The sequence below is a fragment of the Limnohabitans sp. Bal53 genome, from assembly GCF_003063355.1.
Taxonomy (GTDB): Bacteria; Pseudomonadota; Gammaproteobacteria; order Burkholderiales; family Burkholderiaceae_C; genus Limnohabitans_A.
This window is the reverse complement of sequence record NZ_NESH01000001.1, coordinates 463626-488726: the sequence shown is the minus strand read 5'-3', so window position 1 is coordinate 488726 and position 25101 is coordinate 463626. Positions and strand designations below refer to the sequence as shown.

25 protein-coding genes and 1 pseudogene are annotated in these 25101 nt (G+C 59.9%); 12 read left to right on the top strand and 14 right to left on the bottom strand.

The window, feature by feature from the left end; all coding sequences use genetic code 11:
• Positions 1-61 precede the first annotated feature (61 nt).
• Both hemL and B9Z50_RS02295 read right to left on the bottom strand, forming a co-directional pair.
• Positions 62-1357: a glutamate-1-semialdehyde 2,1-aminomutase gene (gene hemL / locus B9Z50_RS02300; protein ID WP_108362056.1), complete on the bottom strand. Its 1296-nt coding sequence runs from the start codon at positions 1355-1357 to the stop codon at positions 62-64.
• Between the two features lie 8 nt (positions 1358-1365).
• Positions 1366-2307 (bottom strand): bifunctional hydroxymethylpyrimidine kinase/phosphomethylpyrimidine kinase, encoded by a 942-nt coding sequence (locus B9Z50_RS02295; protein WP_108362055.1) that lies wholly within the window; start codon positions 2305-2307, stop codon positions 1366-1368.
• A gap of 102 nt (positions 2308-2409) precedes the next feature.
• Here B9Z50_RS02295 and B9Z50_RS02290 point away from each other — a divergent pair, with 102 nt between their 5' ends.
• Positions 2410-2580: a rubredoxin gene (locus tag B9Z50_RS02290; protein WP_090045047.1), complete on the top strand. Its 171-nt coding sequence runs from the start codon at positions 2410-2412 to the stop codon at positions 2578-2580.
• Here the strand turns inward: B9Z50_RS02290 and B9Z50_RS02285 are convergent, their stop codons facing one another.
• On the bottom strand, positions 2581-4056 hold the full coding sequence (locus tag B9Z50_RS02285) for a deoxyribodipyrimidine photo-lyase (protein ID WP_108362054.1): 1476 nt from the start codon (positions 4054-4056) through the stop codon (positions 2581-2583).
• 74 nt (positions 4057-4130) lie between these two features.
• On the opposite strand from B9Z50_RS02285, the gene B9Z50_RS02280 reads away from it, so the two are divergent.
• The 6 genes from B9Z50_RS02280 (at position 4131) to B9Z50_RS02255 (ending at position 8822) form a co-directional block, all read left to right on the top strand.
• Positions 4131-4742: a YqgE/AlgH family protein gene (locus B9Z50_RS02280; RefSeq protein ID WP_108362053.1), complete on the top strand. Its 612-nt coding sequence runs from the start codon at positions 4131-4133 to the stop codon at positions 4740-4742.
• A complete protein-coding gene (ruvX, locus tag B9Z50_RS02275) occupies positions 4739-5155 on the top strand; it encodes a Holliday junction resolvase RuvX (RefSeq protein WP_108362052.1) in 417 nt (138 codons plus the stop codon). Before B9Z50_RS02280 ends, ruvX begins: the two co-directional genes overlap by 4 nt.
• Complete coding sequence (pyrR, locus tag B9Z50_RS02270; RefSeq protein ID WP_108362051.1) at positions 5152-5652, top strand: bifunctional pyr operon transcriptional regulator/uracil phosphoribosyltransferase PyrR; 501 nt, start codon at positions 5152-5154, stop codon at positions 5650-5652. The genes ruvX and pyrR overlap by 4 nt, the downstream gene beginning before the upstream one ends.
• A gap of 16 nt (positions 5653-5668) precedes the next feature.
• Positions 5669-6634 carry an aspartate carbamoyltransferase catalytic subunit gene (locus B9Z50_RS02265; protein WP_108362050.1) on the top strand — a complete coding sequence of 322 codons (966 nt, stop codon included), beginning with the start codon at positions 5669-5671 and terminating at the stop codon, positions 6632-6634.
• Positions 6635-6658: 24 nt separating this feature from the next.
• Positions 6659-7954 carry a dihydroorotase gene (locus B9Z50_RS02260; RefSeq protein WP_108362049.1) on the top strand — a complete coding sequence of 432 codons (1296 nt, stop codon included), beginning with the start codon at positions 6659-6661 and terminating at the stop codon, positions 7952-7954.
• 127 nt (positions 7955-8081) lie between these two features.
• A complete protein-coding gene (locus B9Z50_RS02255) occupies positions 8082-8822 on the top strand; it encodes a 1-acyl-sn-glycerol-3-phosphate acyltransferase (protein ID WP_108362048.1) in 741 nt (246 codons plus the stop codon).
• Between the two features lie 586 nt (positions 8823-9408).
• Here the strand turns inward: B9Z50_RS02255 and B9Z50_RS02250 are convergent.
• On the bottom strand, positions 9409-10575 hold the full coding sequence (locus B9Z50_RS02250) for an ABC transporter ATP-binding protein (RefSeq protein WP_108362047.1): 1167 nt from the start codon (positions 10573-10575) through the stop codon (positions 9409-9411).
• A gap of 47 nt (positions 10576-10622) precedes the next feature.
• Between B9Z50_RS02250 and B9Z50_RS02245 the strand changes: the two genes are divergently transcribed.
• On the top strand, positions 10623-12254 hold the full coding sequence (locus B9Z50_RS02245; protein ID WP_108362046.1) for an iron ABC transporter permease: 1632 nt from the start codon (positions 10623-10625) through the stop codon (positions 12252-12254).
• A gap of 635 nt (positions 12255-12889) precedes the next feature.
• Here the strand turns inward: B9Z50_RS02245 and B9Z50_RS02230 are convergent.
• From B9Z50_RS02230 to B9Z50_RS02215, 4 genes are all read right to left on the bottom strand, one after another.
• Positions 12890-13243 carry a hypothetical protein gene (locus tag B9Z50_RS02230; RefSeq protein WP_108362044.1) on the bottom strand — a complete coding sequence of 118 codons (354 nt, stop codon included), beginning with the start codon at positions 13241-13243 and terminating at the stop codon, positions 12890-12892.
• Complete coding sequence (locus B9Z50_RS02225) at positions 13240-13524, bottom strand: DUF6516 family protein (protein WP_108362043.1); 285 nt, start codon at positions 13522-13524, stop codon at positions 13240-13242. The genes B9Z50_RS02230 and B9Z50_RS02225 overlap by 4 nt, the downstream gene beginning before the upstream one ends.
• 86 nt (positions 13525-13610) lie before the next feature.
• Positions 13611-13787, bottom strand: a complete 177-nt coding sequence (locus B9Z50_RS02220) for a DUF924 family protein (RefSeq protein ID WP_108362042.1) — start codon at positions 13785-13787, stop codon at positions 13611-13613.
• Between the two features lie 98 nt (positions 13788-13885).
• The gene (locus B9Z50_RS02215; protein ID WP_108362041.1) at positions 13886-14353 is read right to left on the bottom strand and encodes a hypothetical protein; all 468 of its coding nucleotides are present in this window, start codon (positions 14351-14353) and stop codon (positions 13886-13888) included.
• Between the two features lie 410 nt (positions 14354-14763).
• Between B9Z50_RS02215 and B9Z50_RS02210 the strand changes: the two genes are divergently transcribed.
• Positions 14764-15384, top strand: a complete 621-nt coding sequence (locus tag B9Z50_RS02210; protein WP_199221664.1) for a hypothetical protein — start codon at positions 14764-14766, stop codon at positions 15382-15384.
• A gap of 155 nt (positions 15385-15539) precedes the next feature.
• Here the strand turns inward: B9Z50_RS02210 and B9Z50_RS17380 are convergent, their stop codons facing one another.
• The 3 genes and pseudogenes from B9Z50_RS17380 to B9Z50_RS02195 all read right to left on the bottom strand — a co-directional run bounded on the left by B9Z50_RS17380 (position 15540) and on the right by B9Z50_RS02195 (position 19591).
• Positions 15540-17216 (bottom strand): ATP-binding protein, encoded by a 1677-nt coding sequence (locus B9Z50_RS17380; protein WP_146183143.1) that lies wholly within the window; start codon positions 17214-17216, stop codon positions 15540-15542.
• Between the two features lie 28 nt (positions 17217-17244).
• Positions 17245-17492, bottom strand: a pseudogene (locus B9Z50_RS02200) (glutamine--tRNA ligase); the annotation flags it as partial.
• A 260-nt stretch (positions 17493-17752) separates the two neighbouring features.
• A complete protein-coding gene (locus B9Z50_RS02195) occupies positions 17753-19591 on the bottom strand; it encodes a glutamine--tRNA ligase/YqeY domain fusion protein (protein WP_108362039.1) in 1839 nt (612 codons plus the stop codon).
• Between the two features lie 157 nt (positions 19592-19748).
• Between B9Z50_RS02195 and B9Z50_RS02190 the strand changes: the two genes are divergently transcribed.
• From B9Z50_RS02190 to B9Z50_RS02180, 3 genes are all read left to right on the top strand, one after another.
• On the top strand, positions 19749-20219 hold the full coding sequence (locus B9Z50_RS02190) for a hypothetical protein (RefSeq protein WP_146183142.1): 471 nt from the start codon (positions 19749-19751) through the stop codon (positions 20217-20219).
• Between the two features lie 158 nt (positions 20220-20377).
• Positions 20378-21040, top strand: a complete 663-nt coding sequence (locus B9Z50_RS02185; protein WP_233249718.1) for a DUF2239 family protein — start codon at positions 20378-20380, stop codon at positions 21038-21040.
• A gap of 4 nt (positions 21041-21044) precedes the next feature.
• Positions 21045-22283, top strand: a complete 1239-nt coding sequence (locus B9Z50_RS02180; RefSeq protein ID WP_233249717.1) for an MFS transporter — start codon at positions 21045-21047, stop codon at positions 22281-22283.
• Between the two features lie 204 nt (positions 22284-22487).
• Here B9Z50_RS02180 and B9Z50_RS02175 read toward each other — a convergent pair whose 3' ends face one another.
• From B9Z50_RS02175 to B9Z50_RS02165, 3 genes are all read right to left on the bottom strand, one after another.
• Positions 22488-23003: a TIGR02281 family clan AA aspartic protease gene (locus B9Z50_RS02175; RefSeq protein WP_158270614.1), complete on the bottom strand. Its 516-nt coding sequence runs from the start codon at positions 23001-23003 to the stop codon at positions 22488-22490.
• A 135-nt stretch (positions 23004-23138) separates the two neighbouring features.
• Positions 23139-23975 carry a LytTR family DNA-binding domain-containing protein gene (locus tag B9Z50_RS02170; RefSeq protein ID WP_108362036.1) on the bottom strand — a complete coding sequence of 279 codons (837 nt, stop codon included), beginning with the start codon at positions 23973-23975 and terminating at the stop codon, positions 23139-23141.
• Entirely contained in the window at positions 23972-25099 is a 1128-nt protein-coding gene (locus B9Z50_RS02165; protein WP_108362035.1) for a sensor histidine kinase, read from the bottom strand. The genes B9Z50_RS02170 and B9Z50_RS02165 overlap by 4 nt, the downstream gene beginning before the upstream one ends.
• Between the last annotated feature and the right edge of the window lie 2 nt (positions 25100-25101).

Here is a 25101-nt window from a genome sequence, read left to right as displayed (position 1 = left end):
CGGGCGATATGTTTTGGGGCGTGTGCCACGCCCATCGCCCTCGGGGTGGGCTCCTGCAAAGTCACAGGGTTTTGAACACGTCGCCGGCCACCCGCACCGTCTCGGCAATGTCGGCTTCGGTGTGCGCAGCACTCACAAAACCAGCTTCGTACAAAGCGGGGGCGATGTAGACACCGCCGCCCAGCAAACCATGGAACAGCTTGTTGAACTTGGGGCTGTCACTGGTCATGACTTGGGCGTAGTTTTGGGCCAACTCGGGCAACAAGAAGAAGCCAAACATGCCGCCTTGGCAATCGGCGCTGAAAGGCACGCCTGCGTTGGCGGCTGCGCCTTTGAGTCCGTCGACCAGGCTTTGGGTGCGGGCACTCAAAGCATCCCAGAAGCCGGGTTTGGCGATCTCGCGCAGGGTGGCCAAGCCGCAAGCCGTGGCCACCGGGTTGCCGCTGAGGGTGCCCGCCTGGTAGACCGGGCCGGTCGGGGCCAATTGGCGCATGATCTCGCGCGGGCCGCCAAAGGCTGCCAGCGGCATGCCGCCGCCAATCACTTTGCCCAGCACCGTCATGTCTGGCTTGAAGCCGGGGATCAATTTGGCGTAAACGCTTTGTGCACTGCCCAGGGCCACGCGAAAACCCGACATCACTTCGTCAAACACCAACAAGGCACCGTGCTCGGAGCACAGCTCGCGGCAGCGCGTCATGAAGGGCACGCTGGCGCGCACAAAGTTCATGTTGCCCGCAATCGGCTCGATCATCACGCAGGCCAACTCCTTGCCGTGCAGGGCAAAGGCTTCTTCGAGCTGCTGGATGTTGTTGTATTCGAGCACCAAGGTGTCGCGCACCACTTCAGGCGGTACGCCCGCGCTGGTGGGGTTGCCAAAGGTGGCCAGGCCCGAGCCGGCCTTGACCAGCAGGGCGTCGGCATGGCCGTGGTAGCAGCCTTCGAACTTGATGAACTTGGTGCGGCCAGTGGCCCCGCGTGCCAAGCGCAGGGCGCTCATGCCTGCTTCGGTGCCCGAGCTGACCAGGCGCACCATTTCCATGGACGGCACATGCTTGAGGATTTCTTCGGCCAGCTCGATCTCACGCTCGGTGGGTGCACCAAATGAAAAGCCGTCGAGAGCCGCTTTTTGCACCGCTTCGAGCACGGCGGGGTGGCCATGGCCCAGGATCATCGGGCCCCAGGAGCCGATGTAGTCGATGTATTTTTGGCCGTTGGCGTCCCAAAAATAAGCGCCTTGTGCGCGCTGCACAAAGCGGGGTGTGCCGCCCACGGCGCGGAAAGCACGCACAGGGGAGTTGACCCCACCGGGGATCACTTGGGCTGCGCGGTCAAAAAGGGTTTGGTTGCGGTCGGTCATGTCGAGTCTCAATGTTTGGTTTCGTTGAAAGGCACTTCAAAATAATCCGCCCCAGGGTGCACTTCGGGGCCATCGTCTTCGGTTTCTTCGCCTTCGGGCAGTGCCCAGAACAGGCGGTCAGGGATGACCTGGCCCATGCCGGGCCGAAAGCCTTCGTCCAGGCACCGGTCCAAGTAATGCAGGGCTTCGCGGGTGGCTTCGGGCAGGTCCATGCCAGTGGCCAGCAAGGCGGCCAAAGCTGCGGTGAGCGTGTCACCTGCCCCGGCAAACACCGCTTCGATGCGTTCAAACTTTTCGTGGGCCAACACGGTTTCGGGCGAGGCCAGCACGTTGTCGATGTGTTGCTCGGGCAAAGGCATCCCCGTCACCAGGGTGTAGGGCACGCCCAGCTCGGCGGCGGCTTTGGCGATGTCCCGGGGCCCGGGGTTGCGTTCACCGCTCCAGTCGGGCAACAACCAGCGGCGCAGCGTGCTGTGGTGGCCGACCAGGACGCTGGTTTGCGGCAACAGCAATTCACGGAATGCGTCCAGATAAGCGTCGATCTTGTCGTCTTCCCACCAGGACAGGTTGGGCATGTAGGCCACAACCGGCACGCCGTCGTAGTCGTCCGACAGCTCAGCAATCACTGCCAGGCTCTCGGGCGTGCCGACAAAGCCCACTTTGATGACCTGAACCGGTACGTCTTCGGCCACGGCGCGGGCCTGGTCGTGCACCGCTTCGTCGTCGAGGGGGTAAAAATCGGTGATGCTGCTGGTGTCACGCACATAAGTGCCTGTGCACACGGGCATGCAATGCGCACCGACCGAAGCCATGGCCACCGCATCGCAACCCAAGCCGCCGGCGCCGCTGGGGTCGTTGGCGTTAAACGACAGCACACAGGCCAAAGAGGCCGACTCTTCGTCATCCAGAAGTTGTTCGATGGCGGTGATGGCGGGCTTGGGATCGGTCATTGAAGGTCAAATGTCAGGGCCAAGACAGGCCGCTCAGGGCATGGATGGAATGGGCCGATACAATCAAATCATTCTATTCGACTCTCTGATTGCGACACTGTGATGGAACACAAAACTTGGATGTGCTTGATTTGCGGCTGGATTTACGACGAAGCCGCGGGTGACCCCGAGCACGGCATTGCCCCCGGCACCAAATGGGAAGATGTGCCCATGAACTGGACTTGCCCCGAATGCGCGGCCCGCAAGGAAGACTTCGAGATGGTCGCCATCTGATCAGTCTGCTTTTTTCTTGACCACCGCATAGCGGGCCAGCGTTTTCTCTCGGGCTTGGGCGTGGTCCACGATGGGGGCCGGGTAGTTTTTACCAATCACCACCCCCGCCGCTTGCAATTCCATGGGTTTGGCCAGCCACGGCGCGTGCAATGCGGCCGTCGGCAAGTCGGCCAATTCCGGCACATAGCGGCGGATGAACTTGCCCTCGGGGTCGAACTTTTCGCTTTGGCTGATCGGGTTGAAGATGCGAAAGTAGGGCTGCGCGTCACATCCGCTGGAGCTGGCCCATTGCCAGCCGCCGTTGTTGGCCGACAGGTCAAAGTCGTTCAGGTGGGTGGCGAAGTACTTTTCCCCCCAGCGCCAGTCGATACCCAAATCCTTGACCAAAAAGCTCGCCACCACCATGCGCAGGCGGTTGTGCATGTAGCCCGTCTGGTTGATCTGGCGCATGGCCGCGTCCACCAGCGGGTAGCCGGTGCGCGCCTCGCACCAGGCGTCAAACAGCTTGTGGGCGTGTGGGCCTTGCTCCCATTCAATCGCGTCGTACTCGGGCTTGAAGCTTTGGCCGCGCCCCACATGGGCAAAGTTGTGCAGCACCTGCACATAAAAGTCGCGCCAAATCAGCTCCGACAGCCACACGCTGGCCCCCACGCTGCCGGCCAACATGCGCGGGTGCGCCTCGCGGGCCAGCTGGCGAATCGACACCGTGCCAAAGCGCAAATGCACACTCAAATAACTGGGGCCTTTGACAGCGGGGAAGTTGCGTGTGTCTTCGTACTGGTCAATGCGGGTCAAAAAGTCTTGCAGCAAGGCCTGCGCGCCCGACTCGCCGGTGGGGATTTTCAGGGCCTTTAGGTTGGTGGGCTCAAAGCCGATGTCGGCCAGGCTGGGCACCGGATGCGCCAGATCGTCGGGGCGGGGGGCCAGACGTTGGACCAGCGGGGCCACATCGAAAGCCTGCAGGTCCTCCTGCGTGATTTTTTTCAGCCAGGCGTTTTTGTAGGGCGTGAACACGCTGAAGGGCTTGGCCATCTGGGTCAGCACCTCGTTGCGCTCAAACACCACATGGTCCCTGAAAGTGTGCAGCACGATGCCGTGGTCGGCCAAGTGGCCGCGCACCTGGATGTCACGGGCCAGCGCCAGCGGCTCGTCGTCGTGGTTGGCAAACACCACCTGCGCCTGCAGGTGCTGGGCCAGTTTGACAATTTTGTCTTTGGCCACGCCGTGGCGCACGATCAGGCCGGCTTGGGGGTGGCGTGAGAGTTCGCGCAAACGGGCATCGACCTCGACCAGCGACTCGCGGATGAACTCGACCCGGCGGTCGGCGCGGGGCAAGGCGTCCAAAATTTCGGTGTCGAACACAAACACCACATGCACCCGCTGGCAGTGCTTCAGGGCCTGGTGCAGAGCGGCGTGGTCACTCACGCGCAGGTCGCGCCGCAGCCAGACCAGGCCACAAGAAAAAGGGGTTTCCATCGGGGTATGCCGGTTTGAGTCAAACAATGCACCTGTGGTCCCGTTCGCAGAAACGGGGCCGCTAAAATCGGTGCATGACCGCCGATTCTGCCTCCATTGACCTCAAGCATCATTTCCTGATCGCCATGCCCGGGTTGGAGGATGAGACATTTGCCCGCAGCGTCATCTACATGTGCGAGCACAGCGCGCGCGGGGCCATGGGCCTGATCATCAACAAACCCTCTGACATCAGCATGCGCCTCTTGTTTGACAAGGTGGAGTTGCCCCTGCGCCGTGAAGATCTGATGCAAAACCCGGTGGGCCACGGCGGCCCGGTGCAAACCGAGCGCGGCTTTGTCTTGCACGACCCCTTGCAAGATCCGCTGCGCATGAACAAACCCGAACAAGAAGGCTCGGTCTACGCCTCCACCCTCACCGTGCCGGGTGGGCTGGAGATGACCACTTCGCGCGACGTGCTTGAAGCCCTGTCTTCTGGCGCTGGCCCGCGCCGCGTGTTGGTCACGCTGGGGTATTCGTCCTGGGGCGAAGGTCAGCTCGAATCCGAGCTGGGCGAAAACACCTGGCTCACCGTGCCCGCCTCGGCCGATGTGATTTTTGAGGTGCCCATGGCCGAGCGCTACGACCGCGCCCTGGACCTGCTGGGTCTCAAAAGCTGGATGCTCTCGCCAGACGCGGGGCACGCATGAGCAGCGCCCCCGAGAACACCGTTCCCGCCAACCACCAGAGTTTTCTGGCCTTTGACTACGGTCTCAAGCGCACTGGCGTGGCTGTAGGCAACCGCCTGATGAAGTCGGCCACCCCGCAAGGCACCATCGCCGCAGAGGGCGATGCCCGGTTTGAGCACATTGCCAAACGCATCAAGGAATGGCAGCCCGACGCGCTGGTGATCGGGGTGCCCACCCACCCCGATGGCGGCGAACACGAAAACACCTTGCGCGCCCGCAAGTTCGGTCGCCAATTGCGCGGCAGGTTTGGCTTGGTGGTGTACGAGGTGGACGAGCGCTACACCACCACCGAAGCCCATTCTTATGGGGCCAAAGACGCCGATGCGGCGGCGGCGGCGATCATCCTGGACCAATTTTTAAGGAGCATCCCATGAGCGCACTGGCCCTGAACGCCGAGGCCCTGTACCTGGAGTTGCTGCGCGGTGTGCGCAGCCTGTGCACGGCCAACACCCGCCTGGTGGGCATCACCTCGGGCGGCGCCTGGCTGGCCGAGCGGCTGCAGCGCGACCTGGGCCTGAGCGGCGAGTCGGGCCAGGTGTCTTCGGTCATGCACCGGGACGACTTTGCCCAGCGCGGCTTGTCGGCGGGCGGGCAGACCCACCTGCCTTTTGAGGTCGATGGCGCCGACATTCTGGTGCTCGACGATGTGCTCTACACAGGGCGCACCATTCGCGCCGTGCTCAACGAAATCTTTGACTATGGTCGCCCCTCCCGGGTGCAGCTGGCGGTGCTGGTGGACCGGGGTGGCCGCCAACTGCCGGTGCAAGCCGACTTTGCCGCGGCCCGCGTGGCCCTGCCCGAGACCCAATCGCTGGCGCTGGCCCGCGACCCGGCTGGCGCATTCAGTTTTGAAGTGAAGAACAAGGCCTGAACCCGACAAGGACACCATGCTTTACAAACGCAACAACCCCCAACTCAACAAAAACGGCGAGCTGATCCACCTGCTCTCCACCGAAGGCCTGTCCAAGGACATCCTGACCCACATCCTGGACACGGCGGCCAGCTTCGTCAGCGTGAGCGACCGCGAAGTGAAAAAGGTGCCCCTTTTGCGCGGCAAAAGCGTGTTCAACCTGTTTTTTGAAAACAGCACCCGCACCCGCACCACCTTTGACATCGCAGCGACCCGCCTGTCGGCAGATGTGTACACACTCGACATTGCGCGCTCTTCGGCCAGCAAAGGCGAGTCCTTGCTCGACACCATTGCCAACCTGAGCGCCATGGCCGCCGACATCTTCGTGGTGCGCCACAGCGAATCGGGCGCCCCCTATTTGATTGCCCAACACGTCGCGCCCCATGTGCATGTGGTCAACGCAGGAGATGGTCGCCATGCGCACCCCACCCAGGGCTTGCTGGACATGTACACCATCCGGCACTACAAAAAAGACTTCACCAACCTCACCGTGGCCATCGTGGGCGATGTGTTGCACTCGCGCGTGGCGCGGTCTGACATCCACGCGCTCACCACATTGGGCTGCGCCGAAGTGCGTGTGGTCGGCCCCAAAACCCTGGTGCCCGCCGACATGGCGCAGATGGGCGTGCGCGTGTTCAACAACCTGGAAGAAGGCATCAAGGGCTGCGACGTGGTGATCATGCTGCGCCTGCAAAACGAGCGAATGAGCGGCGCGCTGCTGCCTTCTAGCCAGGAGTATTTCGAGAGCTTTGGCCTCACCCCCGAAAAACTGCAACTGGCCAAGCCCGACGCCATCGTCATGCACCCCGGCCCGATCAATCGGGGCGTGGAGATCGATTCCGCCGTGGTCGACGGCCAGCAAAGCGTGATCCTGCCGCAGGTGACCTTCGGCATCGCCGTGCGCATGGCCGTCATGAGCATCGTCGCGGGCAACGTCGCGTAAACACCAGCGGACAAGGAAAACCAGATGAAACTTCTCATCCAAAACGGCCACGTGATCGACCCCGCCAGCGGCTTTGACCAAATTGCCGATCTGGCGATGGCTGGGGGGCGCATCGTGGCGCTGGGCCAAGCGCCTGCCGACTTCGGCCCTGATCGCGTGATCGATGCCCAAGGCTGCATCGTGGCCCCGGGCTTGGTCGATTTGGCAGCGCGCCTGCGCGAGCCCGGCCAAGAACACGCCGGCATGCTGGAGAGCGAAATGGCCGCCGCCGTGGCCGGTGGCGTGACCAGCCTGGTTTGCCCGCCCGACACCGAGCCGGTGCTGGACGAACCCGGTCTGGTCGAGATGCTGCGTTACCGCGCCGAAAAACTGCACCAAGCCCGCGTGCTGCCGCTGGGCGCACTGACCGTGGGCCTGAAAGGCGATGTGCTGACCGAAATGGGGCAGTTGACGGCAGCCGGTTGCGTGGGCTTTAGCCAGGCCGAAGTGGCGCTGGCCAACACCCAGGTGGTGCAGCGTGCTTTGCAATACGCCAGCACGTTTGGCTTTGCTGTCTGGCTGCGTCCGCAAGACTTTTATCTGGGCAAAGGTGTGGCCGCCAGTGGGGCACTGGCCACGCGCATGGGCCTGTCGGGTGTGCCGGTGTCGGCCGAAACCATCGCCTTGCACACGATTTTTGAGCTGGTGCGCAGCACCCGGGCCCGCGTGCACCTGTGCCGCATCAGCAGCGCCGCCGGGGTGGAGCTGATCCGCCAGGCCAAGGCCGAGGGCCTGCCCATCACCGCAGATGTGAGCATCAACTCGCTGCACCTGACCGACGCCGACATGGGCTACTTTGACAGCCGTGCGCGTCTGACGCCGGTGCTGCGCCAGCAGCGCGACCGCGATGCGCTGCGTGCGGGCCTGGCCGATGGCACGCTGGACGTGCTGGTGTCCGACCACACCCCGGTCGATGCCGACGCCAAAGACTTGCCGTTTGCCGAAGCCGAACCCGGCGCCACGGGCATGGAGCTGCTGTGGAGCCTGGCCCTCAAGTGGGGACAAGAGGCCGGTCTGCCCGTGCCGCAAGTGCTCTCGCGCATCACCGCCGACCCCTCTCGCGTGCTGGGCAGAACCCTGGGCAGCCTGCAAGACTCGATCGGTCATCTGGCTGTGGGTGGTGTGGCCGATGTGTGCGTGCTGTCCACCGAAGGCCATTGGTTGGTGCGCGACGCCGCATTGCGCAGCCAAGGCAAGAGCACGCCGTTTTCTGGTTACGAGTTGCCCGGCCGCGTGCTGGCCACGGTGGTGGGCGGGCAAGTGGCTTTCGAGGCGCAATGAGCAAAACCCACGAGATGCCAGTCTACGTAGGAGCCCACCTCTGTGGGCGATGCGGGGCGCGATGGGGCACTGGCCATTGCCGTACAGGGCAAGGTGTCAATGCGGCTCATCATGGCGCAGCAGCGGTATGCGCTCTCTAAAAGCCCTCTGGAAATTTTTGCGCGGCTTGTGGCACGTGCTGGTGGGCATGTGGACGATTTATGCGCGCTTTCCCCAACTCACGCCCGAGCAGCGCGAGATGCGGGTGCAAGCTTGGGCGCTGCAGTTTCTGGCGTTGTGGGGTGTTCATTTGCGGGTACTGGGCCAGCCGGTGGCCAATGGTCCGGCGCTCATGGTCGCCAACCACATCTCCTGGCTCGACATTCTGGTCATTCACGCGGCCAGGCACTGCCGTTTCGTCTCCAAATCCGATATCCGTGACTGGCCGCTGGTGGGCATGCTGGCCACGGGCGCAGGCACGCTCTACATCGAGCGCACCAGCCGCAAAGACGCGCTGCGCATGGTCCATGACATGGCCGATGCCATGCGCAATGGCGATGTGGTGGCGGTGTTTCCGGAAGGCACGACCAGTGATGGGCGCGAGTTGCTGCCCTTTCACGCCAACCTGATCCAGGCCGCCATCCAGGCCGAGGCCCCGGTGCAGCCCATGTCGCTGAAATTCACCGACGCCCAAACGGGTGAACTCAGCTTTGCGCCTTGTTACATCGGTGACGACACCCTCATTGGGTCCATGTGGCGGACCCTGAAATCCAGCCGCATCGAGGCGGTGGTTCACTTTGGCGAGCCCCAAGTCGCCAACGGCCGGGATCGCCGTGCTTGGGCGCAGGACCTGCGCCAGGACATCATGACTTTGAGGGATGCGGCTTGAGTCGCTCTTTGGTGTCCTGATAGGGGCTGTACCGGTCCTTCATCCATGCCCATGGCCCAGAAGCGCCAGCAGCCAGGCCACTCTAGGCCTAAGCCAGCGTATCAATTGCGCCATATCAGGAGTGCTGGCTTGTCGGCTCCAGGCCGAAATTTATGGCTTCGTGGCTTGACGCAGCAATTTTTCAAGGCAACTGGCTTGTACCCGGGGCCTGCATGGGCGGATGGCCAAGACAGACCTGGTCTTGATGACCAGTCGATCTTGTGGCCCAAATAATGTGTTAGCAGGGGTGAGCTTGGGCGAGGACAACACCACCTGTTTGAAATTGAAGAAGCTGCTTCGCTCACCAGCGTCTGGTGTTAAGGCGTTTGCGTTGCGGTTAAAAGATTCTGAAAACATTAATAAGAAAATTTTGCAAGAAACTCGACATATTTTATGTATTTATAGAAATATTGCAAATAACTTTTAAAAAATGTTGAAATTCATAAAAACATCAAATGGAAAGAGCCGTCAGGCTGCTGCATGGCTGTTGAAGGGATGGGGTCAGCAACAGACCCTGAGCTTGTGACAAGGTCGCCGCTATCAAAATTTACAACGACGTGAATTTGATCGTTTGGTACTTGGGGTCCGTATGCTCACAGGCATCTGCTTTGGCGCAGGGCATCTGGCAAAGGTCGCGGTCGTTCACGGGGCAAGCGCGGTTGAACGTGACCACATGGTCCACTTCGGCCCGGATACCGATCCATTCGCCCAGCTTGTGGTCGTGGTGGCTGGGCACATGGGCCATCAGCAGATCGCCGCTGGCCAGGCGCAGTGTGTAGAGAAATTCCGAGCCGCGAAAAGCCTTTCGGATGATTTCAGCCTTCACTGGGGCATCGTCGTCGTGCACGATGTCGTCGGCCCGCAGCAACACGTCGCACTCGCCGCCCTCAAAAGCGCAGGGCAGGGGGCATTCGGCCACATCGCGCAGCTCGCCCACCGGGGTGCTGACCAGAATGTGCCCGTCCACCTCGCGCAGCGTGGCGGGCGTGAAGACGCCGTGGCCAATGAAGTCGGCCACAAAGCGGGTGGCTGGGCGGTGGTAGAGGCTGTAGGCGTCGTCCCACTGGTGCAACTGGCCTTCGTTCATCACGCCGATCACGTCCCCAATCGCAAAGGCTTCGAGCTGGTCGTGTGTGACCAGCAGCGCGGTGGCCTGGGCGGCTTTGAGGATGTTGCGCACCTCGTGCGCAAGTCGCTCGCGCAGGTCGATGTCCAGGTTGGAAAACGGCTCATCGAGCAGCAGCAAGTCGGGTTTAGGCGCCAGCGCACGGGCCAAGGCCACGCGTTGCTGCTGGCCGCCCGAGAGTTCGTGCGGGAAGCGTTTGTCCGAGCCGGCCAGCCCGACCAGCTCCAGCACCTCGGTCACCCGTTTTTGGCGTTCGGCTTTGGACAGGTGTTCCAGCCCAAAGCCCACGTTGCGGCCCACGTCCATGTGCGGAAACAGTGCGTAGTCCTGAAACACCATCCCAATGCGTCGGCGCTCGGCCGGTTCGGTGTGGCCTTTTTCACTGACGACCCGGTTGGACAGCAAAATTTGCCCGCCCGACAGCGGCTCCAGACCTGCCACCGCGCGCAGTAAGGTGGTCTTGCCGCAACCGGATGGGCCGATCAGCACGCCAATGTCACCCGAGCGCAGGCCCAAGTTCACCCGCTGCACGGCTGGTGTGGTGCTGCCGGGGTATTGGATGTCGAGTTGGCGCAGTTCTAGAAACATGCTCTGGATTGTAGGCAGGTTGTTTGGCGCTCCTACAATCGATGGCTATGCTGACCACCTTGGCCCGCCGTTTATCGGGTCTCCCCTCTTTGCTGTTTGCGCTGCTGGCGCTGGCTTTGGCCTTGCCGGTGTTGGCCGTGCTCGGCTCGTGGCTGCAGTGGAGTGGCGAGAGCGCCAGCATCTTGCGCGAAATGGCGGCCACCGTGCTGCCCGATTACGCGCTGACCACGTTGGGCCTGTGCCTGATGGTGGCGGTGGGTGTGACGGTGCTGGGCTTGGCCACAGCCGCCCTGGTGACCTTGTTTGATTTTCCGGGGCGCGGCGTTTTTGAATGGCTGCTGCTCTTGCCGCTGGCCATGCCGGCCTATGTGGTGGCCTACGCCTACACCGACTTTTTGCAGTTCAGCGGGCCGCTGCAGGTGGCCCTGCGTGAGGCGCTGGGTTTGCAAGGCCGTTTGTGGCCCGATGTGCGCAGCGTCTGGGGCGCGGCGCTGGTGTTCACTTTGTCTTTGTACCCCTACGTTTATTTGCTGGCCCGCACTGCTTTGGTGGAGCGGGCTTCGGGTTTGATGGAAGCGGCCCGCCTGCTGGGCGCCCCTTTGTCCCGCCGCATCCGTGAAATCGCCTTGCCGCTGGCACGCCCCGCCGTGGCGGCAGGGGTGGCGCTGGCGCTCATGGAAACCCTGGCTGACTTTGGTGTGTCGAGCTATTTCGGCATCCAGACCTTCACGGCCGGCATTTACAAAGCCTGGCTGTCCATGGACAACCGCATCGCGGCGGCCCAACTGGCCACGGTGCTGTTGGGCGTGGTGGTGGTCTTGCTGCAGCTGGAGCAACGCGCCCAAAAGCGCATGCGCTTCAACCAAGGGCGTGGTTCGCGCCAAGGATCGGCAGAAGCGCAGCCGGTGCAGCTGCATGGCACGCTCCGCGTGTTGGCGTGGACGGTCTGCAGCTTGCCCGTGCTGCTGGGCTTTGTGCTGCCGGTGCTGATCATGCTGCGGGCTTTTATGGGCGAAACGACGGAGATGCCTTGGGAGCGCTTTGGCCAGTGGGCCTGGACCAGCTTGCGCTTGGGCGCCATCACGGCGGTGCTGGCGGTGGGTGTGGCGCTGGCGCTGGCTTTCAGCGTGCGCACCCGGGCCGACCGCATCAGCCAGGGCGCGATCCAGCTGGTGGGCTTGGGGTATGCCATACCCGGTGCGGTGGTGGTGGTCGGTTTGCTCTTGCCTGTGGGCTGGATTCAACAAACCTGGCCCGCCTCGTCGGCGGGGGCCTGGATCACGGCCACATCACTCGGCCTGGTTTGGGCCTACTTGGTGCGTTTTTGCGCTGTGGCGCTGCAGTCGGTACAAAGCGGCTATGCGCGCATTCCGGCCAGCCTGGACGACTCGGCCCGCATGCTGGGCGTGACGGGCTGGGGCTTGATGCGCCGTGTGCACGCGCCCCTGTTGCAGCGCACCACCATCGCCGCCGCCTTGCTGGTGTTTGTGGACGTGATGAAGGAGCTGCCCGCCACCATGGTGCTGCGCCCCTTCAACAGCGATACCCTGGCCGTGGTGGCCTACCAGCTGGCGCGCGACGAGCGCTTGGGTGAGGCGGCTTTGCCCTCGCTGGCGCTGGTGCTGGTGGGTTTGATCCCGGTGATCTTGCTGAGTCGGACCCTCAGGCAGAGTCGGTGAATGTTGATCGAGGCGGTTGCAGGCCTCGAAGATCTTCCGACACGCCCATGCGGCGGTCAATTTGATCCAGGTGTTCGTGGTGTTCTTCCAGGTGTACCCGCTTGACCAACGAAACAGGGCCAGCACCCAAGATACTGACCCCGTGATTTTAGGAAAATTCGTAAATTTCGTTATCTTGTTGAGATCGTTTCTGATCAAGCAGCGGCTTTGAGGGCATGAGACAGCTCATACAGTCGAGCGGCTGAAAGTTCCAGCCCGTTGGGCCAGCAGAGCGCACCGGTATCTACAAAGCATCTCGACAAATAAACCGGGTCTCGCAACGCCTCAATAATGGGTCGTGGCGGTCGGCCAAGTACCGGGTTTCATTAAACAGGCGCTCCTTATGGTTGCTGATGGTCGGTTCCAGTTGATGCGGTTTCGCGATAAACCTTCCGCGATAACTGGTCGAGCACCTAGACCTCGGCCAAACGCCCCTCGGGCGTGGTGCGTCAGGCAAACAACTCACACCGCGCCGCGGCCGCCAGCGTGTCCCCGAAGCGGGTGCGGATGGTTTCGTCCAAGACGGCGTCTTTGGCGAAGTGGTCCTTGGGGGTGAGTTCGCTGAACCAGAAAAGGAGGCTGCATGACAGCTGGGCTCATGCCGCCTTGAGGTACATGTCAATGTGCATAGAGGAGTAAGGGCAGAGCACACCGCCAGACTCGGTGCGCTCAAGCAGTCCCAGTTCGGCCAGCACCACCACGTCTTCGTGCACGCGCTTGACATCGCGGTCCACCAATCGTGCCAGCTCGCGCACCGAAAGCTCGCCTTTGCCTTGCGCCGTACGCACCAGCGCCCAGCGCTTTTCTGTCAGCTGGCCAAAGAAGTGGCCGGGGCTTTCAAAGTTGAGCACTTCGCCTTGGTAAGTGTCTTGCTGTGCCGCATGGGATGCGGCACGCAAACCGGCTTGCCAGTCGGGTTGCAGGGTAATCGTCAAAAATCGCTCAGTCATGTTGCTCTCCTGGCCGCTACGGCGGCAATGAAGTCTTCCACCAGTTGGTCCACGCCTGTGATTGTGTAAGGCAGCTCTTGCCCGTCCAAATGGCAGTGGTCGCCATTGCCCCGCTCGTTGTCAAAGCCAACGATGCGCACGCCATCCATGGCATAAACCGCTCGGTATTTGAAGCCGTGTTCGGTGGGTGGAACCGGGGTGGGCACCTTCCAGACCACCAACTCGATCACGCCACCATCGGGTGTGATGTTCTTGAAGCGGGTAATCAGTTCGGCAGACATGTTGGCTATTTTGCCAACATAATTTAAATGTTGTCAAGAATGACAACACAAGGCTAGGCATGGCTAAAAGCCCGACCCCGGCTCACTCAAAACGCCAACTCCTCGGGCGTGGTGCGCCAGCCAAACAACTCACACTGCGCCGCCGCCGCCAGCGTGGCCCCGAAGCGGGTGCGGATGGCTTCGTCCAAGGCAGCGTCTTTGGCGAAGTGGTCCTTGGGGGTGAGTTCGGTGAACCAGAAGTGGAGTATGAATTGGGGTTGCATCGACTCGGAAAATTAACGATTGACGTCGTTTCAATCGGCGTCTGGGAAGTCCAGCAGCGTAATGCACGCAAGCTGCGGGAGTTGAAGAAAATAGGCGTTCAATGCCCCTCTGCCGTCGCCAGATCGATCACGCGCTGGGCGGGTGTGCCTTGCTCCAGCGCGGTGCGGGGTGACTGGCCGTCCAGTGCCGGGTGCGGGCTTTCCAGGAAAGCCAGCAATTGCCAGCCGTCGGTCGAACCCAAAGCGGCAGCCATGGGCGCGATGACCGGAAAGATGAACGGCTCGAACTGCCAGCGGGGCAGCTTGTTGCCCCGGCGCAGGTGCGACACGCCAATGCAGCGGCGGCTTTTGATCCAGGCGTTCATGGTCACGCGGGTAGTGCCCGACAGGGTGGCAGCTTCGTCGGTGGTGATCATGTCAGCTGCCTGAATGCGTTGCAGCCGGTACTGCGCGCCAAAGCGCAGCAGCGCATTGGTTTGCGCTTCTGATGCGTAAGGGTCTTGGCGGCTGGCTTTGTCACGGGGCAAATCTGGGATGGCAGAGAGAGGGAAGGTGAGGGTGTTCATGGTGTGTTTCTGCAAAGGTCCACGCTCATGGCGCGTTGCGCATGTTCAGCTTTTGGGCGCTGAAAAACCCCGTGCGGTGATTGGGCCCCTCAGCCGTTGTGGGCTTGTGACCGTGCGATTTGAGATTTGAAGTTTTTGAAGCTATCAAGTGCCTTAGCAGCCCAATCAGCCCGGGGGGCATTGGCACAGACGTTGTCACAATTTGATCCGACGAGGTGCAGCACTCAACTATCGATGGTAGTGTCCATCGACGTTCAATGATGTTTGACATTGATTGCAAGACAGACAGCAATTTGTCTTGTGAGCATTTGAGAACAATCATGGGATTTCCAAATGAAACGGGGCCAGCAAACAACATGCTGGCCCCGTTATTTTGGGTTGATTGGTTTATTTCGTAAAGTTCGTTTTATCTGAACTCTGTTTTAGCTAAAACTCCAGCACAAGACTACCGATCGGCCTACAACGACATTCGCGATTGGCTGCGCCGCCAGCGTGAGGGCGGGGCACCAGAGCAGTCGAACGTCGATTGGGACGATGTGGTGTTTGAGGTGGACTTGCTCAAGTCGCAAGAGATCAACCTGGACTACATCCTTGAGCTGATTTTTGACAACAACAAAAAGGTCAAGACCAAAGCCGCCTTGGTGGAAGAGGTGCGCCGCGCCATTCGCGCCAGCTTGGACAACCGTGCCAAAGAGAGTTTGTTGGTGGACTTCATCAACCAGACGGACCTGAGCCAGTTCGACGACAAAGCCAGCGTGATCGAAGCCTTCTTCACCTTCGCGCAAGCCGAACAGCTGCGCGAAGCGCAAGAGCTGATCAGCTCAGAAAACCTGAACGCCGAAGCCGCCAAGCGCTACATCGTCCACTCACTCAAACGCGAATACGCCAGCGACAACGGCACCGAACTCAACGCCATGCTCCCCAAAATGAGCCCCCTGAACCCGCTGTACCTGACCAAAAAGCAGACCGTGTTTCAAAAGGTGGCTGCGTTTGTGGAGAAATTTAAGGGGGTTGGTGGGGCCATTGGATAGGCCCGCCTCACCTTCACGCAAGATTCCAACAATCTGGCTTTCCGTAAATCTGAGCTTCCCCATCTCTCACCCTCAAAGAAATGGAAATCTCTATTTTCAACTTGTTCACAGTTTTGGGGAGCTTATGGTTATGTAGGTCGAAAGAATTATTTTACTTAAATCTTTTCGTAGCAATGATTACAGATTTTTTGTTTAACGTATGCAGGGTGATTGATATCAACCGCTTTTTTGCAGAGAGGACAGTAAAAGGCTTCCCCAATATTAAGCTGAAACTTTTGCATAAATGAATCATTTAAATAAATGCGTCGGATATCTCGAATGTCTTCATGTACCGCTATGTTTGCAAGAAAATCGTTATCTAAATTGGTTCTTGTTATGTTTAGATGATTGTAACAACCGTAGTCGATAGAGTAGACGTTGAAGGTCTCTTTAGCCAAGTCTTTGTGTGAATAACCTTTTTTTCTGAGGTGTAGCACGCGAAAATCAATCAACGATTGAATGTGAGGATTTGTGGAATATTGCTCACCGATCATGAAGTGGCTGGAGTTTTTATTTACCACTATTTCTTGAACTATCGCTTGAAGTAGCGCTTTTTCAGTGGGGTTATCATCGACCTGTTTCTTTTTATCAGTTTCGTACCATCCTGAAGTTGCAAGTCTGATATTTTTTACCGAAATATGCTTTGCATTTGAGTCTTTAAATTGTTCGTAAGAATGTATAAAGAGGTTGATGAAGTCTCTTGGAATTCCTGCTGATGCTATAAGAAGTTCGCCAAGTGCCTTATTGGTTAGAAATAGATTGATGAAGTTTTCGGTTCTCTTTTTTCCAAGCAGTTTGGAGGTTAATTCAGGTGTTGTGGCTTCTATGTGTTTGTGAAGAAGCTGATTGAAGAAATGCCGCGTCTTGATTTTGTCTATCTCAAACACATAACGATTATCTAATTGATACCCAAAAATGTCGCCGCCATCTTCAAGGCCATAGAACTTTTCCCCAGTTTTAATTCCAAGATCGGTTCTATTTGGAATCGCTGCAACTTTGAAAGAAAACTTGCTGGCTATGAAGGCCTTTTTTATCATTTCTGCCAAATGTCTTTGTGCAGAGACAGGGACCTCTGACCATTCATCAACAAGACAAATAACTCGATTTAGGTCTAGCCATTCAACTAATTTTTCAAGATTTTCTGCAATATCAAAGATGCTGATGAATGAGGTCTCATTTACTGTCGTTTGATTTCGGAATTCGTTCTTCTTGTCATAAGCGACTCCAGGACTGGATGAGAGTGTTAGTCCTTTGTTTGTTTTGGATATCTCTTCTCGAGTGACTGGAACTTCGGCAAGACGCAGTATGGACTTACCCTGAAGCTCTAAATTGATTATCTTTAGAATTCTGTTAAGATTTTCCTTTGCATCTTCGTCAAGAGGGTCAGTTCGAATAGATATAACATCTGCTCTTCCGAAGATTGGGCGAACATTTTCAGAAAAAGCGTCGATTAATTTTTGTATTATATTTCGAAATACTACAAGTGCAGTTTGCTCAGGGGTGAGGCTGTTGGCTTCTGAGTGTGGAAGTATTTTTCTTGAGTCGATATAGACTGCAATTCGTCGTGATTCTGAGAATTCTCCATTTACTCTTTCCTGGAGGGCTTTTAGCAGGTGAGTCTTTCCGGAGCCTCGGCGACCATAAACAACTTGATTATTTACATTATTTAAGCTGTCTAGCGCGTCATGCCCGACATATAAGTCAAGATAGCCGGTTGATTGAATATTTTCGGCCCTCACAACATCTGCAAGGTTTGCGATGGTTGTTCGAACTTCACTGTCTGATATTTCCATATTCTTCCCTTTTCTATGTGGATGCGAATTACTTCCCCAACGAATCCTTCAACCCCGTCACCCGGTTAAACACCGGCTTACCTTCCGCCACATGATCCAGGCGGTCCGCCACAAAGTACCCAAACCGCTCAAACTGAAATTTTGGCCCGGCTATGACTGAGCCAGTGAATGCTCCGCATACGCCGTCACCACTTTCAGGCTGTTCGGGTTGAGGATTTGAAAGAAGTCTTTACCGCTCGCGTCAGGTTGCGTTTCTGCAAATAGACGGTCGAACAGGCTCAGATCTGAGTTCTGGCTAAGGGGCTTGAGCGCCCAAGGTATGAGAGATGCAGTCAATTGTTCGGGTCCATTGCGCAGCGCCGTTTAGCGATGTCGTGTGCGCAGAATACTAACCTTTTGTTAACTTTTTTAAACCATTAAAGAATAAAAATTAACCCACAAATATCTTATTGGATTCTTTGGAGATGGTCAGGCGTCGCGCTGGCCTGACCCTATCAGGTGCTGAGCCGTGATCTGGCCCAACACCGGCTGTGGCCTCACTTGCCCCAGCTGTCCTTCAACCCCGTCACCCGGTTGAACACCGGCTTGGCTCCCGCCACATGATCTAGGCGGTCCGCCACAAAGTACCCAAAGCGCTCAAACTGAAACTTCTGGTCCGGCTGCGCCCCGGCCAATGATGGCTCCACATAAGCGGTGACGACCTTCAGGCTGTCGGGGTTCAGCGATTGCAAGAAGTCTTTGCCGCCCGCATCGGGGTGTGCTTCGGCAAACAGGCGGTCGTACAGGCGAACCTCGGCTTGCACGCTGTCGGCCACGCTCACCCAGGTGATGGCGGCTTTGGCTTTGACGCTGTCGGCGCCGGGCGTGCCGCTCTTGGTGCCGGGGATCACTTTGGCGTGCACCTCGGTGACGTTGCCTACCGCGTCGCGTGCGCAGCCGGTGCATTCGATCACGTAGCCGCCTTTCAGGCGCACCACGTTGCCGGGGAACAAGCGTTTGTAGCCCTTGGGCGGCATTTCTTCAAAGTCTTCGCGCTCGATCCATACTTCTTTGCCGATCAGGAACGTGCGGTCGGCTGGGGGCGTTTGGCCTTCGGCAATCGCGCTGTGGGGCAGGGCGGGTTGGGTGCAATCTTCTGTGTAGCCGTCGCTGCCAAAGGCCTCGGCCCAGTTGGTCAGCACGAGCTTGACGGGGTCGAGCACGGCCATGCCGCGGTGGGCTTTGTTTTCCAGGTCTTCGCGCAGGCAGCCCTCTAGCGTGCTGTAGTCGATCCAACTGTCGCTCTTGGTCACGCCAATGCGGTCGGCAAACAGGCGCAGGCTCTCGGGTGTGTAGCCCCGGCGGCGCAGGCCCACGATGGTTGGCATGCGCGGGTCGTCCCAGCCGCTGACTTTGCCTTCATTGACCAGTTGCGCCAGCTTGCGTTTGCTGGTGATCACATAGGTCAGGTTCAGGCGGGCAAATTCGTATTGTTTGGGGCTGGGCGCGGCCAGCAGCTTGCACTCGCACAGGCGCTCCATCAGCCAGTCGTAAAACGGGCGCTGGTCTTCAAACTCCAGCGTGCAGATGCTGTGGGTGATTTGCTCCAGCGCGTCTTCGATGGGGTGGGCAAAGGTGTACATCGGGTAGATGCACCATTTGTCGCCCGTGTGGTGGTGGGTGGCGCGGCGGATGCGGTAGATGGCCGGGTCGCGCAGGTTGATGTTGGGCGATGCCATGTCGATCTTGGCGCGCAGCACGGCGGCACCGTCGGCCAGCTGGCCGTCGCGCATCTCACGGAATCGCGCCAGGTTTTCTGCCACGGTGCGGTTGCGGAAGAGGCTGTCCACGCCGGGTTTGCCAAAGTCGCCCCGGTTGGCACGCATGTCTTCGGCGCTTTGTTCGTCCAAATAGGCGTGGCCGGCTTCGATCAGCGCTTCGGCTGCGCGGTACATGAAGTCGAAGTAGTCGCTGGCTTGGTAGGGTGCGGCAGAGTCTGCGGCTTGGCCGAGCTGGGCCCAGTCAAAGCCGAGCCACTTCACGGCGTCGATGATGCTGTTGACGTATTCGGTGTCTTCTTTTTCGGGGTTGGTGTCGTCAAAGCGCAGGTGGCACACGCCGCCGTACTCCTTGGCCAGCCCAAAGTTGATGCAGATGCTTTTGGCGTGGCCCACATGCAGGTAGCCGTTGGGCTCGGGCGGAAAGCGGGTGCGGATCTTGGCCGGGTCGGGCTCGCCCTTGGCGTGGTGCGCGGCGTCGCCGGGGCTGCCCGCCCAGCGGCGGCTGGCGTAGGTGCCTTGCTCGATGTCTTTTTCGATGATTTGGCGCAGGAAGTTGCTGACTTTGGTGTCAGCAGCGTTGTTGGATTCGGGGGCTTTGGGGGTGGGGGCGTTCATAGCGTTTGATTTTAGGGGTTGGGCGCTTGCTTTTTGGACTGCGTCGGCTTGCGTCTTTACGCAGCAGTAACGCAATGTGTGTCCACCAAACATGGGGCTGGCGCGCTACAGATGCAGGCGGGCCTGAGGTTCGCCACTTTTTTCACGAGGAAAGCTCATGTCAATGCGGATGTTCAAAACTTGGGGTCACAAGGCTTTGGTGCTCGGGGGGCTGGTGTTGGGTCTGTCGCAGGTGGGCTGTGCCCATCCGGTTGCGGTGTCGCCCTCGGTGGTGGTTTCTTCGCAAATGGGCCATTGGCCAGTGCAGGCGCAAATTGGCTTTCCGGTGCCTGTGTTTCAGCACCAGCCCCGTGTGATCCATGCCCATCCTCAGATCATCAACGCCCCGCCACCGCCGCCACGCGTGATTTACGCCCCGCCGGTTTACCGCGCTGCACCCGTTTGGAGCTCTGGCCCACAAAGTCGTCACGGTTGGGGTCATGATCGCCGCGAAAACAGCCATGCTGACCGACGCGATGAACGACGCGATGACCGCCGGGATGGTCGAAAGGACCGTGACGAGCGCGGGGAACGCGGGGAGCGTGTTGAGCGTGTTGAGCGTGTTGAGCGGGGCCAAGCCCACCGCTGAGGGCGGGTCAAGTGGGCGGTGCACAAGACCAGGGCTCTTGCTGGGCCCGCTTTCATCCGCCCCCAAGCCGTTCTGTCGCCAGCGGCTGAGGTTTAATTTAATCCGGGTATTTTTATTTAATCAGGGTAAAATAAGGCCTTATTTTTCGAAAGCCTTTTTTGACCGATCCTTCCAAGCCCCTGTTGAGTGGCCAATTCATCGCCTTTGAAGGGCCGCGTTGTTTGGCACAAGGCCCATTGGCCGAGGTGGCTTTACAAGTCAAGGCGGCCACCGAAGCGCGGCCATTGGCCCGCATATTGGTGTTCAACGCCCAGACCAGCGAAGCCATTGACTTTGACCATCGGGGCAGCGCCGAGGAGGTCTTGCAGCTCTTGGCCCAAGCGCATTCTTTGGCCCCGGTTACCGATGTGGGCACCCGCTCACAAGACGACACGCCAGAGGACACACCACCCAGGTCGGGCCCGGGCCGCCCTAAATTGGGTGTGGTGGCGCGAGAGGTGACTTTGCTGCCGCGCCACTGGGCTTGGCTGTCGGGCCAGCCGGGCGGGGCATCGGTGGCGCTGCGCAAGCTGGTTGATCAAGCCCGCAAAGACAGCCAGACGCAAGACGAACGGCGTTTGTCGCAAGAGGCCAGTTACCGTTTCATGTCGGCCATGGCGGGCAGTCTGGATGGTTTTGAAGAAGCGGCTCGCGCCTTGTTTGCCGCAGACCGCTCGCGGTTTGAGGCGCTGATCGCGCCCTGGCCTACCGACATTCAGGCCCATTTGCAGCAACTGGCAGGGGCTGCTTTGAAGCCCAGTGAAGCATCCCATTCGGAGTGACCCCATGCGTGAAAAGTTTCGTTCCCGAGAGGCTGCCATGCCTTTCATCATGTTGGCCGTGCTCCTGGACATGGCGGCCATTGGGGTGATCATTCCGGTGCTGCCTGCGCTGGTGGGCAGTTTTTCAGACAACCAAGCCGATCAGGCCTATTGGTATGGCGTGGCGGCCGTGGCCTTTGGTTTGGCCAACTTTTTGGCGGCCCCTGTGCTGGGGGCTTTGTCTGACCGTTATGGCCGCAGGCCCGTTTTGCTGCTGGGCTTTATGGGTTTGGGGGTGAGTTTCTTTGGCACTGCCCTGAGCACTTCGCTGTGGGGCCTGATTGCGGTGCGCACGCTGGGCGGCGTGATGCAGGCCAATGCGGCCATTGCCAATGCCTATGTGGCCGATATTTCTGCCCCCGAAGAGCGCGCCAAGCGCTTTGGCCTTTTGGGCGCGATGATGGGGCTGGGCTTCATCGTGGGGCCGGTGATGGGCGGTTTGCTGGGTGCGATTGACCTGCATTTGCCTTTTTATGTGGCGGGCGGTTTGACTTTGCTGAACTGTTTGTACGGCTACTTTGTGCTGCCCGAGTCGCTGCCGCCTGCGCAGCGCAAAGCCTTCAGCTGGCGCTCGGCCAACCCGGCCACTTCGTTGCGCAAGCTGGGCCAGTTGAAGGGGGTGGGGCCGCTGGTGGGCGTGGTCGCTTTCAGTGCTTTGGCGCAGTTTGTGCTGTACACGGTTTGGGTGCTCTACAACAGCTTCAAGTTTGGCTGGGGGCCTCAAGAAAATGGCTGGTCCTTGGCGGTGGTGGGCATTGTGGCGGTGCTGGTGCAAGGCGTTTTGATGGGCCGTTTGCTCAAACGCTACGCCCCGCCCAAGTTGGCCATCATGGGTTTGGTGTCCTCGGTCATCGCCTACACCTTGTGGGGTGCGGCCACCGAGGGCTGGATGATGTACGCCGTGATCGCCTTTAATTTGCTGGGTGGCACAGTGACCGCTTCGGTGCAAAGCATGATTTCTTCGGCCGCTGACAGCAAAAGCCAGGGCCAGACCATGGGTGCGGTCAGCGCGCTCAGCAGCCTGATGGCGGTGCTGGCCCCCATGATGGGCGCACCTTTGCTGGCCATGGTGTCGCACCTGCCGCAAGGCGACTGGCGCATTGGTGCGCCATTCTTCTTTTGTGCGGTGTTGCAGGTGGCTTCGTTGGCCTTGGCGGTGATGCATTTGCGCAGGCACCGCCGCCGCCATAACCCGCCCCAGTAAGCCCGCGTTTCACAGTTGGGCGGCTTTGCCCGGGGCATAAGCATTTACCGAGGTGGGTAAGGGGTCAGATTGGCGACTTTGCCCGCGACATAAGCATTTGCCGAGATGGGAAAGCGGTCAGACCTGAGGGCGCTGTTGTAAAAGGCCGTTGTCCATAGACGGCATCAACAAGCGGGCGCAGCCCTGCGCCCAGCTCCACAGCTTTCAGGGCCGCTGGCGCAGCACCATCTCGTCGCGGCGGATTTCCACGTCAAAGTGCTTCAAAAACGCCTGGCCCAGCAGCGCTTGTTCGGGTGCCATGCCGCTCAGGCCCACGGTGACGCTGGTGTCGTTGAGCACCAGGTGCCCCGCCCGCACGGGCACGCTGCGCACCAGTTGCCCCGGGCGCTGGCCGTTGGCGGTGTGCAAGGTGATGCTCTGGCCCGCAGGCAGCCCAGCTTGTGTAGCCAGCGCCTGGCTCACGCTCACATGGCTGGCCCCGGTGTCCACCAAAAAGCGCACGGGCTGGCGGTTGACTTCGCCCTCGACATGAAAATGCCCGTCGCGCTGGCGCGGAATGACCAGATCGCCCGAGCTGAGCGCATAGGGCTTGAGGCTGGCCTGGCGCTTTTGCTCGATCTGGTCAAACACCAGGTACAACACCCCAGCCACGGCCAGCCACACGGCGGCGATGGCGAGTGCGCCGAGGCGGGCGGTTTTTTGGATCGAAGGGGTGGGCATGGGCGGTGCGGGAGAGCTTGTTGGTTGATGGCTGTTTCTGAAGGCTCTTTCAGACAGCATGAGCGTAACCTGTTCAGAGGTGATCTGCGATCAGCGACCTATCAGATGCCCTTTCGCCCACGGGCTCCGGCACCTTCACATGGCTTTGAACAAATGGGCGTACAGGCGGCTCACGGCCAGGGTGTCGGCATGGCCTTTGAGGCGCAGGCTCAAGCGGCCCGTGTCGTCGCGGGTGACGCTGTCGATGGCGCTGGCGCGCACCACAGAGCCCCGGTGGATTTGCCAGAATATTTGCGCATCGAGCCGTTGCATGAGTTCTTTGAGTGGGGTGCGCAGCAGCACTTCGCTGCCGCCCAGCGTGAACACGCGCACGTATTTGTCGGCGGCTTCCAGGCGCAGCACCTCTGCCACAGGCACCATGCGCAGCGCTTTGCCCACACTCGCTTGCAGCAGTTGCAACGGGGGCAAGATGGCCTCGGGGGGCTGGGGGTGGGTGGTTTCGGTGCGCAAGTTCAGCAGGGCGCGCAGTTGTGCCAGAACCGGGTCTTGTTGCAGGTCAGCGGTGGGGGTGTGTTGGGCGCGTTGCTGCAGGGCGTTTTGCAGCCGCGACACGGTTTGCCGCAGTCGTTCGGCTCGCACGGGTTTGAGCACATAGTCCACGGCCTGCGCCTCAAAGGCCTGAATGGCGTATTGGTCGTAGGCGGTCACAAACACCAGCAGCGGAAAGGGCGTATCGCTGGGCCACTCTTCTGCCAGTTCGGCAGCGGCTTCGAGCCCGCTTTGGCCGGGCATGCGGATGTCAAAAAACAGCACATCGGGTCGGTGTTGCAGCGCGAGCTGCACGGCGCTCAGGCCGTCGCCTGCGGTGGCCGCGATGTGGATGTTGGGCCACAAGGCGCGCAGTTCATTCGCCAGGGTTTGCGCCAGTAGGGGCTCGTCTTCGGCAATCAGGGCGGTGTAGGGGATGTTCATGGGTTGTGTGTTGTGAAAGGCAATGTCAGCACCACACAGGTGCCGCCCATGGGCAAGGGGCTGATGTGCATGCCCGCGCGTGGGCCATAAAGGGTGTGCAGGCGCTGGCGCACATGGCTCAGGCCCCAAGAGGTTCCGGCTTGTGCGCCGTCTGCCTGCAGCGGGCGTGCTGCATCGGCCAGCGCCAGTTCGCTGATGCCGCTGCCGTTGTCGCGCACCGTCAGCAGCAGCTGCGCACCCTCGGCGCGGGCCAGCACCTCGATGCGGCCGCCGCTGACTTGGGGCTCCAACCCGTGGTGAATGGCGTTTTCTAACAGCGGCTGCAGGATGAAGCGCGGAACGGTTGCGGTTTCGAGTTTGGGCGGCAAGTCCAGCTCAAACGTCATGCGCGGCCCCATGCGGATCGCCATCAGGCTCAGGTAATCGCCCAGTCGAGAGAATTCGTCGCCCAGCGGGTGCAGCGCTTGGTGCACCGGCAGTCGCGTGGCCTGCAGCGTGGTTCGCAGGTAGTCGTTCAGGTGATCAAGCATGGCATGGGCACGGGCGGTGTCTTGCCCGATCAAGGCCCGCAAATGCGCCAGGGTGTTGAACAGCATGTGCGGCTCCAGCTGCGACTGCAGCAGCATGAGCTGCGCTTGAGTAACCTCGTTGGCCAGCGATTCGGCTTTGCCGCGTTGGCTGAAATACGCGACGAAGGCGACGCTGATGGCCAGTGAGATGAACATCAGGCCCAAAAAGCGGTTTTGGTTGTGTTCAAGTAAATCCCAAGTGGAATTGCCCGAATACGCATCGCCTAACAGACTGCCCAGTACAAAGCCCAGCGGAATGCCCACCAACAGCATGAGCGTGGCGGGCAGGGCAGGCGGCCAGTAGTAGGGCGCGGGTGAGCACAACAGGCGCTTGAAGGCAAAACGCGGCACATCGGTCAGCAGCCAAATGAAGGTTGAGATGGCGTAGGAATAAACCAGCGACACATCGAAGGCGCTGGGGTGCCCGCTGGCCCGGCTGCTGATCCAGGTGCTCAAGCCGATCAAAAATGCCACGGCCCAGACGATCAGCAAGCGCTGCAGCAAAGGGCGGCGGTGATGGGCTGGGAGCCAAGCAAGCAGGGTGTTGGTGTTCATGG